Consider the following 706-nt stretch of genomic DNA (forward strand, 5'->3'; position numbering starts at 1 on the left):
CCAATACGGTCAATGGCAGGTTACGCACTATCATCAAGTTCTATGAGTACGCAAGACGCAGAGAATGGATTGATTCTGTTCCCTACGACATTGAAACTATCATCATATCTAAGCCAAAAGGGTTTCTTGCTCACACAGATACAAGTGGTGGCATAACAAGTTCGCCAAACGTGATGCTGAAAGAAAAAAAGAGTCGCCTAAAGGTACTCTCCAAGCAAGAAATCAAAGCGCTGTTAAAGCGTGAGAGCTTCATGTCTCAACACCTTGTTTATCGCATGGCTCTGCAAACAGGTATGCGTAAAGAAGAGCTGCTAACGTTTCCTGAGAAATTTATCCAAGACCCTGCAATGAAGCGCGGTAGCTCGATTGTCGTCGTTGATCTAAATCCATTGGACATGAAAACCAAAGGCAGTAAGGCTCGGTCCATTCACATCCCTATCGCTTTGTATGAACGACTGTGGCAATACAAACTGCATGATCGGCACGGTCTTTTAGTCGAGAACGGAATTGATGAGCAAGCGCCGTTATTTCTAAATCGCTTTGGTCAGCCCTACTCAATTAAGGGCACGATCCTAAACAAAGAGCTTCAGAGCATAGTGGGTCGCAAAGGTATCACTTTGCATAGTTTGCGACATACCTATGCCACGATGAAGCTATACGGCTTACGAAACAATCCAAATTATCGGGGAAACCCTTTGTCTTATAT

The 706-nt window shown here is 44.1% G+C and carries 1 protein-coding gene; it reads left to right on the plus strand.

Features of this window, described 5'->3' with window-relative positions:
- A partial coding sequence (locus A3756_RS18710) for a site-specific integrase (RefSeq protein ID WP_156490596.1) occupies positions 1-706 on the plus strand: 706 nt, incomplete at both ends.

The organism is Oleiphilus sp. HI0086, assembly GCF_001635225.1.